Source organism: Nocardia sp. NPDC052566 (assembly GCF_044547285.1).
Lineage (GTDB): Bacteria > Actinomycetota > Actinomycetes > Mycobacteriales > Mycobacteriaceae > Nocardia.
On the sequence record NZ_JBIUAF010000002.1, the window covers coordinates 563,235 to 576,845 of the forward strand.

Below are 13,611 nucleotides of genomic sequence, written 5' to 3' on the forward strand. Positions count from 1 at the left end.
TTGCATCTACGTATACATCTACTTATAGTTATCTGTTGCCGGCTTCGGAAATCTCTCGAACATGTACTACCGCAAGGGAAATGGTTATGAGTGAAGCTCTCCATGCCGTGACGACGATGCCTGCGGAGCGTCGGCCCGGCTGTCCGTTCGATCCGCCGGCAGAGTTGATCGAGGCTCGTCGGCACGGTCCGATCAGCCGATACACCTTCCCCGGCGGCGAACCGGGCTGGCTGATTACCGGATACGACCTGGTCAGGTCGATCGTGGCCGATTCACGGTTCAGTTCGCGCAGGGAGCTCATGCTGCACCCGACCATCGACTACTCGGGTTTCGAGACCCCGCCCGCACCGCCCGGCGAGTTCCTCCTCATGGACGAGCCACAGCACGGGCGCTATCGGAAACCGCTGGCGGGCAAGTTCACCGCACGGCGCATGCGACTGCTCACCGAGCGTGTCGAGCAGATCACCGCCGACCACCTCGACGCCATGGAAAAGGCCGGGCCGCCAAGCGATTTGCTGACCGCGTTCGCCAGGCCCATCCCCGCCGTGATGATCTGCGAACTGCTGGGTGTGCCTTACGAGGAGCGAGATTCATTCCAGGACAACGTCGAGTCGTTCATGAACGGCGAGACGAGCGACGAGGACCTGATGGCGGCGGTCACCGCGACCTACGACTACCTCACCGGACTGGTGGCCGCCAAGCGCGCGAACCCCACCGACGACATCCTCAGCGACCTCACCGACAGCGATCTGACCGATGAGGAACTGCGCGGGATGGCATTCCTTCTGCTGGCGGCCGGATTCGACACCACCGCGAACATGCTGGCGCTGGGCACCTTTGCGCTGTTGTGCCATCCCGGGCAGCTTGCCGCCCTGCGCGCGGATCCCGCACTCACCGACCAGGCGGTGGAGGAACTGCTGCGATATCTGAGCGTCGCCAAGACCTTCATGAGAACGGCGCTCGAGGATGTCGAGTTGGCCGGACAGACGATCAAGGCCGGGCAGGTGGTCATCGCGTCATACCACACCGCCAATCGCGACCCCGAGCGTTTCACTGATCCCCACACGCTCGATCTGCACAGGTCGTCCGATGGGCATCTGGCCTTCGGCCACGGCACGCATCTGTGCCTGGGAGCGCAACTGGCCCGCGTCGAGATGCGCGTCGCATTCCCCGCGCTGCTCAACAGGTTCCCCAGCCTGCGCCTAGCCGTACCTGCCGAAGAGGTTCCCGTGCGTCCGGAGGCCGCCGATATCTACGGAGTCAAGAGCCTCCCTGTCACCTGGGACGTATGACGCGAGGTCGTCCACGTCCTCGCCTTGCCCGCGCTCAGCGTTCAGGCCACCTGCGGGGTTCGTGGTGTGCGCCTAGCGGGCCGCGGCCTGGACGCTGGCTTCGATGCCCTCCGGGGTGAGGTTGGTGATCGCGCCGTCGCCTATTCGTACGGCCGGGACGCTCGTCAACTTCGCCTCGGTGGCCTTCTTCGTCTGGTTCGCGACGAACGCGCGGTAGCGCCCCGAGGTGACGCAGTCGGTGAGCTGGGTGCTGGCTGTGATACCTGCCCGGCCGGCCAGGTCGATCAGTTCCCGATCGGTCGGGCCGGGGGAGCCTTGGGCGGGTACCCGGTCGAGGACGGCCCGCCGCCACGCGAGCCACTTGGATTTATCGGCTTCGGCGACGCACGCGCTCGCATTGGCCGCGCGGCTCGAGTACTCGGTGGTGGAGTCGCGATCCCGGATCGCGATCACGCGGTAGGCCACCGCGATCTTCTGCTGGTCGAGCAGGCCGGCGATCGCCGGGCCCGACACCGAATCGAAGCTCCGGCACAGCGGGCACTGCATGTCCTCGGTGATCGTCATGACGGGGTCGGTGTCGCCGAAGCGAACCGTGCCGTCGTCGGCCAGTGCGGCCGGACCGGCGACCGCGGCCGCCGCGGCCGCCGCGGTCCGGTCCCGTTCGTTGATCTGCACGACCAGGCCGATGCCTACCGCCGCGATCAAACCGATCAGCAGAACCGCTGTCCACAGACGACCTGCGGTGCTGATTCGGGCCAGTTGATCGGCGCGGGGGATGCGGCTCATTCGAGGCTTGCGCATGGTGGGTATCTCCGCGAATTCCGGGCCCGTCGGGCCGCTCCTGCTCACTCGGATGAGCCTTCCGGCCAAGTTAGCAAACGACTAGCTACTCGGCAATCCATTCAGGCTGTCAACCCCTGCGCAGTAACATTCATGTAAATACTTTCCGCCGTGGGAACCTTCGAGACTGGGCTTCTACCTGCGGATTCGATTCCATTTGGAAAGAATCGGCGTTGACTTAGCAAACTGAGCACCCGACCATTTCCGGCATGAGCAAATATCCAGTTAAAGCGAGTGGGCGGGGGCGATCACCGGCGCTGGCCCGCACGGCCGCCGCGGTCGGCGCGCTGTCCTTCGGCGTCGCCGCCCTGTCGTTCACCGCGGTGGCTCCCGCGACGGCCGAACCGGTACCCGCCGGGTGCCGCGCCGACACCTCGGTCCGCAATCAGCTGACCGTCGAGTGCGAGCCGGGAGGCGGCGTCGGTCAGCACGCCTACATCCGATGCACCGACGCGGTCGGCCTGAAGCACACCCATATCGGTACGCCGATCGGACAGGAGGGAGGGCGCTCGACCGCGATGTGCGGACCCGACGAGGCGGGTCTCACCTGAGTTCGGACACATCGGGGGCAAATCCAGTTTGGGCACGACGATCGAGAGGCTCGAGGCAGTGGAGAACACAGCTGGTTTTCTGCCCGGACAGCGCGTCCGGGCCACCAAAGCGGCCGGGCGGCACCGGCGTAAGACAAAACAGAACAAGCGCGGCTTCTACGCGGCCGCGGCATTCGCTTCCGTCGCTACCGCAACCCTGGTGGCCGCGCCCGCGGGCGCCGCGCCGACCACGGCCGACGTGAGCCCGATCGACGGCGGCGTGCTGCCCCAGCTCGGATCCTTCATCGGCAACCAACTCGCCCCCGGGGCCAGAGCCGATCTCGAGGCGGCGGTCGGTGCGGTCGGCACCGCGACGCCCGATGCGCCGTGGGCGGATCCGATCAGGTCGTTCGAGAGCGGGGTCCGCTCGACGATCCAGCGGGGCGACGACCCCGCACCTGCACCAGCACTAGCACCCGCACCGGTCTCCGGTGTCGCGGATCGGACCGGAACGACACCGGCCGCCGGGATCGCGAGCAACGGCAATACCGGGCGGGCGCCGTCGGCCGTCGAGGAGATGGCGGCGACCGTCACCCAGATCACCGGATCGGGTCTGAACCTGCAGCAGATCGGAGCCTGGGCCGACCAGGTTCCCGAGGGCCCGCTGCGCCAGCCGGTTCAGGACGTGCTCGCCTTCGTCCGCGATGCCACCGAGATGGCCGGTGCCCAGCGCAAGGATTCCCGCGGTACCGCGATCGATACGCTGATCAATCAGGCTCGCGAAGTCTTCGACTTCCCGCGCGACGGCGGCGACCCGACCAAGGCGCTGCGCGAGCTGCTCACCCCCGTAATCGGTGAGAAGGCCACCGAGTGGGCGCCGGTCATCGACCAGATCGCACCCGCGTTGCGCGATGTCGCGGCAGGCGCCGACCTGAAATCGGTGCTCACCGAACGGCTGACGCCGCTGCTGCAATCCGGTCCGCTCGCCGACGCGGTGCGCCCGGTGATCATGCAGTTCGCGCCGGCACTGCGTGAGGTCGCGCCGACGCTGACCGCCGTCTCCGACGGGTCGCAGCCGGTGACCGCGCTGGTCGGCGCGCTGGAGCAGGTGCTGCGGTCGGGCACGCTCGCCGCGTCGCTCGCGCCGTTCGCGGGCTACCTCACGCCGCTGATCAGCGCTGTCGCCGATCCGGGTTCCGCGCTCGGCGCGGCGCTCGCGCCGATTCGCGACAGCGTGCTCCAGGCCGTGCGCGGGCTGCTGCCGTCGCAGACCCGTGATGTCGCGGGACCACTGACGATGCTGCCGTTCGCGTTGCCGCTGGTGCTGCTGGCGGCGCCCGTACTCCTCGCGATACTCGCCGTGCCGGTGATCGGCGCCGTACTGCTCGGCCTGGCCGCGGTCGCGGTGGTCGGCGCGGTGGTGGTTGCCGGGGTCATCGGCGCCGCACTGCTGATCGGCGCGCTGGTGGTCGGTGCGGTGGTGCTCGCCGCCGTGGCGATTCCGGTGCTGATCGTGCTCGCGATCATCGCCATTCCGGTGCTGCTCGTGGTGATTCCGCTGGGATTCCTCGCATTCCAGGTGCTGGCGCCGGTCATTCTGGCCGGGTTGCTGATCACGATCGCCGCGGTCGTCCTCACCACCATCGCGGTCGCGGCCGGTGCGCTGATCGTTGGTGGCCTGTTCACCGCGATCGGGTTCCTGGTGCTGACGGCGGCGGCGGTGCTGATCACCGGCCTGGTGCCGGTGCTCGGCCTGCTGCTCGGGCCGCTGCTTTTCGGCGGCGCGCTGGTGTTCCTGGTGGTGGCGACGCTGTTCACCGCGGCGATGGTCTTCGGTGCGCTGCTCGTCGGCAGCCTGGTCGCCGCCGCGCTGGCGGTGGTCACCGGCCTGCTTTCGCTGTTGACACCCTTCGGCCTGATTTCGCTGCCGATTCTGCTTGCCCTGGCGCTCGTCGGCGGTGGCCTGCTCATCGCGGCGGCCGTGGTCGCGGCGGCGGCGATCGGTCTGCTGTTCATCGCCGGACTGATCGTGCTCGCGGCCGCGGCCGGTTTCACGGTGACATGGCTGATGTTCCTGAGCCTGGTCGCGGCCGCGCTCATGGCCGCGGGCGGGGTGATCATGTGGATCGGTCTCGCCGCGGCGGCGGTCGCGCTCGGTATCGGCGGTTTGATCATGGCCGCCGGTGGCCTGGTCTTCGGCACCATCGCGGCGGCCGCGCTCACCCTCGGACTACCGATCATCGGTCCGCTGCTCGCGCCGCTGTTCTTCCTGGCACTGGTGGCGATCCCCACCGGTCTCGGGCTCATCATGATGGTCGGTGGCCTGCTGCTCGGCACATTTATCACCGCGCTGTGCTCAGGTCTCGTGCTGCTCGGTATCGCCGGATTCGCCGTTGTCACTCTGCTGGCCTCGGTGATCCTGATGGTGGCCATGCCGTATGCCATCCCGCTCATCCTCCTCGCCGATCTCGCGTTCGCCGCGATCGTCGGCGCGGGGCTCGCGATTCTCGCCGCGGCCGCGATCGTCGCCACGCTGAGCGGGCTCGGCATCGTGATGATCGGCGCGTTCGCGGCGGCGATCATCGGCGCCGCGGGTGTGTTCCTCAGCGGATTCGCGCTGACGATCGTCGCGTTCTTCGGCTTCGTCCTGGGCGCACTCTTCCTGATCGTCATCAACCCGCCGCTCGCGCTGCTCGCCGCGCCGGTGATCTTCGGGGTGATGCTGCTCGGCCTGCTGGCGATGATCGGAACTACGGCACTGGCTGGCAGTGTGATCGTCGGCCTGCTCGTCGGCCTCGCCCTCTTCTCGGGAGCCGTATGGGCGGCGATGAACATCGGGCTCGTCGCGGTCATGCTGATCGTCTCGGCGCTGTTCCCGCCGCTGTGGCTGATCACCATTCCGGCCGCCGTCGTGGCGCTGCTGTGGATGGCCTTCTGGATCCCGGTCGTGGTCGGCGCGGCGGTGCTGCTGTTCGCCGCGGTATTCCTCGCGGGCAACGCGATCGCGGCCGTGCTCGCGCTCGCGGCGGTGGTGGCGACCGGCATCGTCGGCGCCATCGGGGTCGTGCTCGCGGCGATCCTGTCGATTCCGTTCCTGATCGTCGGGCCGTTCGCGCCGATTCTGTCGACGGCGCTGATGCCTTTCATCGCGCTGGCGGTGCTCGCCGTGGCGGCGCCGTTCCTCGCGGTGCTGCTCGCGATCGCGGCCCTGGCCGTGGTGTTGCTCGGGGCGGCGGCACTGCTGGTGCCGATCATCGCGGTCGTGCTCGCCGTCGGTTTGATCGCGCTGGGCAAGGGCATCCTGCTGACGCTGACGCTCATCGGGCTCACCATCAGCTTCGCGACGCCGTTCGCGCTCTTGCTGCTCGCGCTACCGGTTTTGGCGCTGGCGGCGATCGGATTGCTTGCGCTGCTTGCCCTTCCGGTACTGGCGCTGGCCGCCCTGCTCGCGCTGCCGCTGCTCGCCCTCGGGGCACTGGCGTTGCTCGGGATCGGTGGGCTGCTCGGGCTCGCTCTCGGTGCGCTGCTCGCGCTGCCGTTGATCGCGCTCGCCGGTCTGGCCGGTCTCGCTCTCGGCGCGTTGCTCGCGCTGCCGTTGATCGCACTGGCGGGTCTGACCGGTCTGGCGCTCGGTGCGCTGCTTGCCTTGCCATTGGCCGCGCTCGCGGGGCTGGCCGGACTCGTGCTGGGTGGTCTGGCTGGTCTGGCGCTCGGTGCGCTGCTCGCGCTGCCGCTGATCGCCCTGGCCGGGCTCGCCGGTCTGGTGCTCGGCTCACTGGCAACGCTGGCGCTGGGTGCATTGCTCGCGCTTCCACTGCTCGCGCTCGGTGCGCTGCTCGCGCTCCCGTTGCTCGCGCTCGCGGCGCTGGGTGGCCTGACGTTGCTGGCGTTGCCGTTCTTGGCGCTGGCCGCGCTGGTCGGTATCCCGTTGGCCATCCTGGGCGCGTTGACGTTGCTGGCCTTGCCTTTCCTTGCGCTGGCCGCGCTGGTCGGTATCCCGTTGGCGATCCTGGGTGCGTTGACGCTGGGCGCGCTGGCGCTCGGTGCGCTGCTCGCGCTCCCGGCACTGGTGTTGGGTCTTCCGTTGGCGGCCCTCGGTATTCCGGCGCTGGTGCTGATCATTCCGTTGCTGATCATCGCCGCCCTGCCCAACGGCGGTCGCGGCACGCACTCGCATTGGATCGCGGTGATTCGAGCGTTCCTCGACCGTAATACCCCGCGCGACAACGGGTTCGGCATGGCACCGGCCGGATCGCAGTTCCTGGACGACATTCCGGACGACCCGACCACCGCCGAGGTGATCGCGGGCCTGCAACGTGCCCTCGGTCCCCGCTCGAACACCGGCGGGCCCGCCACGCCGGAGACCGCGCCGGTCCCGGCCGTGCCGGACAGCGTTCCGGCACCGGCGCCCCGGCCGACCCCGGTCAGCCTGCCCGCCGTCGGCATCGCCGCCGCCGATGGGCTCACGCAGAGCGGTGCGAACCGCCTGATGTCCGTCTCCCTCTGAGAACACCGAAACACGAAGGAATCGACCATGAACGAGCAAGCCACACTGCACCTGGAATACATCTACGGCCCGAATTGGGCGGACGTCGTCGCGATCGTCGAGCGCGCGGCGCAGCTGACGGCCGAGGAGCGCGAGCGGCTCAATGCCGCCGCGGCCAAGGCCGCCGAGTCCAACCTGCAGAATCTGCAGAACGCGGCCTCGGCCGCGGGCGGCCTGTCCGGTCTGCTGTCCGGCCTCGGGCAGGGGCTCGGCCAGCAGGGCCAGGCGCAACCATTGCAGATCGCCACCAAGGTGGCCAAGGAATTCGGTCGCTCACGTAATGCGCAGATCGCCACTTCGGTAGCGGGCCAGGCGCTTTCGCCGGGCGCAGGCGCGGGCGACTTCGGCGGCATTCTCCAGTCGCTCGGCTCGATCGGTGCGGTAACCGTTGTCGCACAGTCGGTTACGGCCGCCGTGCTCGGCGATCTGATCGGCCGGGGTGAGTTCACCCAGCAGGTGTACGACGAGCTGATGCGACCGTGGCAGGAGAGCCTGCAGGCCTGATCGATCCGACCGCGGGGCGGCTCGCACGCAGCGAGCGGGCCGCCCCGCGGTGGCCGAATTCCGCACGAGCTAAGGACTTTCGACAATGAGCAGCATCAACCAGGCCGGTCAGTTCCCGGTCGCGGACCCGGCGGCGCCGTTCGCCGATATGGCGGCATTGCGCTCCGCTCCGGTGAGTTTCGGGTATTACCAGGAGGATGTCGCGCGGCGGCAGGCCGCGGTCGAGCACAACCGGGCGGTACGCAAAGGCCCCATCGGCTGGTGGAATCGGCATCCGGCCTTGTGCACGGGGGTGAGTTTCGTGGTCGCGTGCAATCTGGGCTTGCTTCCGCTGGTGCAGAGCGCGGTGCTCACGGTGCTCCGAAATGCCTTTTGAGTTCAGCCGCAGGCGGTTTCGGGCGAAGCGGTTCCTGTTCGCCCTGCTCGCGTTGACGGGGCTCGTAGTGGTCGCCGGTTGCGATTCGACCGGCGGTGGCGCCCGCACGGCCGCTACGCGCGATGTCGATGCCGCGGACTGCACGGCGGGCGCGAAAGCCACCAGCAGTCTGCAGCCGGTGTTGCAACGGCTCAGCGACAGCCTGACCGCGGTCGGCCCGGCCGCCGAACGCAACGATCTCGACGACGTGCTCGCGCAGCTCGACGGCGGTCGTGAGGCCGCCGACCGAATCAGTGGAACGCTCGGCGCCGCGGCAACCGGCATGACGGCGTCACCGATACAGGTCGAATTCCGCAGCGCGTCCACCGCGGGCGCCGGTCTACGCGACCTGCTGACAGAGGTGCGCGGCACGCTGGCCAGTGGCAGGGGGAACGGTGATCAGACCCCGCCGCTGCAGAGTTCGGTAACGGCATTCAACACCTCGATCGAGCGGCTGTCCTTGGCCTGCTCCACATATTTCTCCGCGTCCACGGTGGAACCGCCGACCATTACACCCAGCAGAACCCCGAGATAGTCACGCGCCGCGATCCCCAGGTCCTGCTGCCGAAAAGAGAGGGAGCTCAGCAATGTTGGAGTACCACGCGCCGCGCGGTATGGATTCGCCACCGGTGATCAGATCACGCCGCGGGCCGATCGCACCACCGCCGCGAAGGCGCCCGATCGTGCGCATCGTCGCCTGGGTTCTCGGCAGGTTCCTTGCCGTGCCACCGCGCCCGGCCACCGGTGCTGGTCTCCGGTGACCGAGGTCGAGGAGTGCAGTCGAACACTGAGTGGCCGGTTGCGGGAGATGCGATGTGCCGCCGGGTTCAGCGCGACCGCGCTCGCCGCCGTCTGTGGTTGGCAGATCAGCAAGATCAGCAAGATCGAGCACGGCAGGCAGGACCCCACCGAGGACGATATTCGGCGCTGGTGCGAACACTGCGGCGCCGAGTTCGCCGCGACGGACCTGATCGCCACGCTGCGCCGTCTGACTGCGGCACGCATGCAATGGCGGCGGATGAACTCGGCGCGCCGGAGCAGGCACCTGGATGACGTCGAATCGAACGCGAGCCTGATTCGTTGCTACGCACCGGATTTGATCCCGTGCCTACTCCAGACCCCCGCCTACGCGACCGTCGCGTTGACCGAGGATCCCGGCACGCCGAGCAGATACGGCGATGTGCGCGCTGCCGTCGCGGCGCGCGTCAACCATCAGCAGAACCTGCGCTACGGTGTGCGCCGATTCCGGTTCCTCATCGCCGAGCAAGCCCTGTACACCAGTGTCGGAACCGACGATCTGATGCTCGCTCAGCTGCGCAGGCTGATCGACCTGATGTCCGTGCAACGGCTGATGCTCGGCATCATTCCGCGCACCGCGGGATTGCGCTGCAGCGCGAACAACTTCGTCATCTTCAACCGGAGGCTGGTGCGGGTGGAGACGATCACGGCGCGCCTGTCGATCAACCGTCCCGACGAAATCGCGCAGTACGAGTACATGTTTCAGCTGCTGGGCGACCAGGCGGTATACGGCATGCAAGCGCAGCGCCTCATCGTGTCCGCGGCGATCGTTCGCGCGGATCAGCGCGGGCACAGGTCGACATCGGCGTAGGACACTGTCGGATCGGTCGAACCGGGCCGCTCCGAACCGACCTGGGCGGTGCCGCACAACTGATCCGCCACGGCCGCCGGATCGGTGATCCATCGTTCGGACGCCAGATCGGTGACCCCGAACAGTCGTTTGTCGTCGGTCCTGTCGAAGTGCACGAACCACCGTCCGCCGACATCCGAGGAGATCGAACGGCCGAGGGGCGTTGGCCGCGCCGGATCGCCGACATCCCACAGCCGGACCGACTGGTCGACAGCCGCCGTGGCGAGGCGGCGGCCGGTGTGGTCGAGCGACAGATCGGTGATCGACGCGGTGCGCACGGTCGCTTCGTTGGTCCAGTCGCCTTGCTTGCGCAGGTTCCAGGTTCGGAGGGTACCGTCGTCGCCGCCGCTGAACAGGCGCCTGCCGTCGTTCGCGAAAACGAGTGTGGTGATCGGGCCTTCGTGACCGGTCAACCGGGCACGCAGCGCCGGCCGATCGCGATCGGCGATATCCCAGAGATAGATCGCGGCATCGCCGGAGCCGGTGGCGACGGTCTTGCCGTCGCGCGATACCGCGAGCGCCCGGAACGAGCGCTGCGTCTGCGCGGACGCGGTGCCGAGTGGCCGTGGCGCTGCCGGGTCGCCGACATCCCACAGGCGTATCGAATAGTCGTCGTCACCGGTGACGAGTATCTTCCCGTCCGGCGTGAACCCGGTGGCGGTGAAGTACTTGGTCCGGGTCAGGAGCGGAGTGCCGAAGGGGACCGGTCGGTTGGGGTCGGCGAGATCCCAGAGTTGCAGGCTGCCGCCCTCGGTATCGGTGGCCGCGAGTGCTGTGCCGTCCGGCCGAATCTCCACTCGCACACCGTGATACGGCGATGTCACGGCCTGTGCGTCGCCGGCCGGCGTGACCCGGTCCTGCTCGACGAGCCACACCCGGAAATATCCGTCACTGCCCGCGCTGACCAAGCGTGACCCCGCGTCGTCGAGCTCCACCGAGGTGAACGGCGCCTCGGTGGTCACCGGAATATCCGCGGGTGGCCGGGTCCAGATGTGGATCCTGCCGTCACCACCCGCGGAGATGAGCCGCACATTCGCTGTCACGCCCAGGCTCGATATCGCGCCACGATTGCCGCCGATCGGGCGGCCGATCGGTGTGAAACCCGTGGGGGTCAGCTGCCACAGCAGTACGGTCCCGTCGGCGCCGCCCGAAGCCATCAGGCCGAGTGGGCCGAACAGCAGTGCGTCGACGGCGGCGGTGTGCATGGTTCGGGGAGTGCCGAATTCGCGCGGAGCCGCGCGATCGGCCAGTGACCACAGGCGCACCGACCCGTTCTCCGCGCCGATCGCGAGCCGGTCGCCCTCGCCGAACGCGACCGCGCGCACCGCGCTGTTCGCCGTGGTCAACGGCGCACCGATCGGATGCAACCGCTCGGGATCGGTGAAATCCCAGACCCGGACGGTGCGGTCGTCGCTGCCACTGGCGAGCAACGTGCCGTCGGCGCTGGTCGCCAGGCTGCGGATCGCGTCGGCGTGCGCGGACACCTTCTCCCGCAGCCTCGGTGCCGCGGGATCGCCGACATCCACCAGCGACAGTTCACCGTTCTCGCCCGCGACGGCGAGCAGGCGACCGCTGGCCGCGAACGCGACCGCCATTGCCGGTGTCCCGATGTCGAGCAGGCCGAGCGCTCGCGGCCGGGCCGGATCCCGAATGTCCCAGAGCCGAACCGTTCCGTCGTATCCCGCGCTGACGAGCAGTCCGCCGTCCGGCCCGAAGGCGACCGAGGTCACCGCGCGTCGATGTCCCGCGAGGCCGTCGCCGAGCGCGGAGGTCCGGTCTTCGCCGCTGATCGACCAGAGACGGACCTGTGCGTCGTCGCCCGCGCTGGCCAGCAGCCGCTTGGCCGGGTAGTAGGCGAAGCCGTTGATCCGCCCCGCGTGCCGCTGGGCGGAGTCATCGATGACGGGGTAGGCCTGGGTGGCGAGCAGGCGGGCCTGTGCTTCCGGATCGTTCGGTCGAATTCGATAGGCCGCCAAGGCCATTCGCGCCGACTCGGTCGGATCGAAACTCGCTATCCGGCGTGATTCGTTGATCAGGGCGGCGACCTCGGCGTCGGTGCGCTCATGGGAGATCAGGCGATACTGCGAGATCGCCACGGTGGCCGCGAGCAGCGCGACGACCGTGAGCAGAATCGCCGATATACGCAAAGTCCTTCGCCGCGAAGACAATACGCCTTCGCGGCGCTGCGATCGCGCGACGAAGTCCCTGGCCGTCCTGTTGACCGAACCGCCGTTGCCGGTCACCACCTCGACGGCTTCGAGGCGTTTGGCGTCGTACAGCAGATCATCCGGTTTGCCCTGGCCGAGCCAGACGCGCGCATCCTCTTCGATGCGGTGCCGCGCGGGCCCGAATTCCTTTTCCTCCTCGACCCATTCGGCCATGCGCGGCCACACGCGGGGCACGGAGTCGTGCAGCAGCTCGATGTCGCCGTCGTGCACCAGCACGATTCGCGCGTCGACGAGGCGGGCGATCACCTGCTCCGTCATGGCGGGATCGGTGGATTCGTCGATGACGAGCCGGTGCGACAGGCGATTTCGGGTCACCGAGCGCGGACCGATGATGATCAGTGTCATCAGCACCGCGCGCGCGAAACCCTGCTCCACGGACGTGAGCTCGGACCAGGCGTGTTCGGCCGTCGCCGCGACGGAACCCGCCATCTCACCCGCCTTGCGATACGCCTCCAGCGTCAGCGTGCGACCGCGTCGGCGCGACCAGGTCGCGTCGAGCACATGGGACAGCAGCGGCAGCAGCGCGGCTTTACCGTCGCCGGAAGTCGCGGCGTCGAGGTCGCGCAGCACGATGTCGACAAGCGCGGGCTCCACTTTCAGGCCGCAGGCCTGTGCGGGACGGACGATCGCGTCGCGCAGCTCCGCCTCGGTCATCGCACCGACGATCACCGACGCCTGCCGCATCGCCTCGGCCAGGAGCGGGTACTGGATGACATCGTTGAAGAAGTCGGAGCGGATCGCCATCACGGCGGTGATCGCGCGCTCGGCGTCCGGTGCGGTGACGCGTCGAAGCTCCGCGAGGAAGGCCTGGCGAGCGGGCTCCGCGCACCGGGTGAACAACTCCTCGCCCTGGTCGATCAGCAGGAGCGCATCGCCGTCCGCGCCGACCTTGCCCACCGCGGTGCCCAGCGCGGTGACCGGGTCATTTCCCGGAGTCATCAGCACCGGCGTGTGCGCCTCGGGATTCGCCTGCAACCCCGCGGCGAGCAGCGAGGACTTGCCCGCGCCCGAGACGCCGATCACCAGCACCAGCCGCTGCGGTTCACCGTCCTCCTCCACCGCGGTGATGGCGTCCACGATCGCTTCGCGGGCGCTGTCGCGTCCGAAAAAGAGGTCGGAGTCCTCGGCGCGATACGGTGAAAGTCCCCGGTACGGTGGATGATCCGGTTCCCGGACGGTGTCGGCCCGCTTGGCCTGATCGTTCTTCGCCTGCTGCCAGTCGGCCTGCCAGCGCCGCAGATCGAACAGGGTTCGGTCGATGTGCTCGGGCTGCGGCCGCTTCCTCGCATCGTCGATCAGGACGGCGAGGGTCGGCAGCACATACTCGAACGCACCGGGTAGGCGACTGCCACGGCGCCAATCGCTGATCCGCTGGATGGTCACCGGGCCGGTCCCCGGTGATGTGCGCGTATTCGCCCGCCGCGCAACCGATTTGACCGGCGGCGAACCGGCGATCTCGAACAGCGCGGTCAACCGCTCGGCAAATCGCTGACGCGCACCCGCTACTGCCACGCACACTCCCGGACCACTCGACGACAGATTGTCACTGCAACTCTCGTTAGGCGAACCAGGGCTGAACGTAACACTTGGCGCGGTTCAGCAAATCTC

Annotated in this window: 9 protein-coding genes; 7 read left to right on the forward strand and 2 right to left on the reverse strand. The window is 68.5% G+C overall.

Features of this window, described 5'->3' with window-relative positions:
• Positions 1-86: 86 nt before the first annotated feature.
• On the forward strand, positions 87-1,292 hold the full coding sequence (locus ACIG5A_RS09755) for a cytochrome P450 (protein ID WP_397239753.1): 1,206 nt from the start codon (positions 87-89) through the stop codon (positions 1,290-1,292).
• Between the two features lie 72 nt (positions 1,293-1,364).
• Here the strand turns inward: ACIG5A_RS09755 and ACIG5A_RS09760 are convergent, their stop codons facing one another.
• Positions 1,365-2,141 (reverse strand): DsbA family protein, encoded by a 777-nt coding sequence (locus tag ACIG5A_RS09760; protein ID WP_397239755.1) that lies wholly within the window; start codon positions 2,139-2,141, stop codon positions 1,365-1,367.
• Positions 2,142-2,341: 200 nt separating this feature from the next.
• Between ACIG5A_RS09760 and ACIG5A_RS09765 the strand changes: the two genes are divergently transcribed.
• The 6 genes from ACIG5A_RS09765 to ACIG5A_RS09790 all read left to right on the forward strand — a co-directional run bounded on the left by ACIG5A_RS09765 (position 2,342) and on the right by ACIG5A_RS09790 (position 9,736).
• On the forward strand, positions 2,342-2,683 hold the full coding sequence (locus tag ACIG5A_RS09765; protein WP_397239756.1) for a hypothetical protein: 342 nt from the start codon (positions 2,342-2,344) through the stop codon (positions 2,681-2,683).
• A 58-nt stretch (positions 2,684-2,741) separates the two neighbouring features.
• Positions 2,742-7,169 carry an MnhB domain-containing protein gene (locus tag ACIG5A_RS09770; RefSeq protein ID WP_397239757.1) on the forward strand — a complete coding sequence of 1,476 codons (4,428 nt, stop codon included), beginning with the start codon at positions 2,742-2,744 and terminating at the stop codon, positions 7,167-7,169.
• Positions 7,170-7,196: 27 nt separating this feature from the next.
• A complete protein-coding gene (locus ACIG5A_RS09775) occupies positions 7,197-7,712 on the forward strand; it encodes a hypothetical protein (RefSeq protein ID WP_397239758.1) in 516 nt (171 codons plus the stop codon).
• Between the two features lie 85 nt (positions 7,713-7,797).
• Positions 7,798-8,088, forward strand: a complete 291-nt coding sequence (locus tag ACIG5A_RS09780; protein ID WP_397239759.1) for a hypothetical protein — start codon at positions 7,798-7,800, stop codon at positions 8,086-8,088.
• On the forward strand, positions 8,078-8,662 hold the full coding sequence (locus ACIG5A_RS09785) for a hypothetical protein (RefSeq protein WP_397239760.1): 585 nt from the start codon (positions 8,078-8,080) through the stop codon (positions 8,660-8,662). The genes ACIG5A_RS09780 and ACIG5A_RS09785 overlap by 11 nt, the downstream gene beginning before the upstream one ends.
• Before the next feature lie 264 nt (positions 8,663-8,926).
• Positions 8,927-9,736, forward strand: a complete 810-nt coding sequence (locus ACIG5A_RS09790) for a helix-turn-helix domain-containing protein (RefSeq protein WP_397239761.1) — start codon at positions 8,927-8,929, stop codon at positions 9,734-9,736.
• Here ACIG5A_RS09790 and ACIG5A_RS09795 read toward each other — a convergent pair.
• Positions 9,706-13,515: a hypothetical protein gene (locus ACIG5A_RS09795; RefSeq protein ID WP_397239762.1), complete on the reverse strand. Its 3,810-nt coding sequence runs from the start codon at positions 13,513-13,515 to the stop codon at positions 9,706-9,708. The genes ACIG5A_RS09790 and ACIG5A_RS09795 overlap by 31 nt on opposite strands.
• Positions 13,516-13,611: the final 96 nt, after the last annotated feature.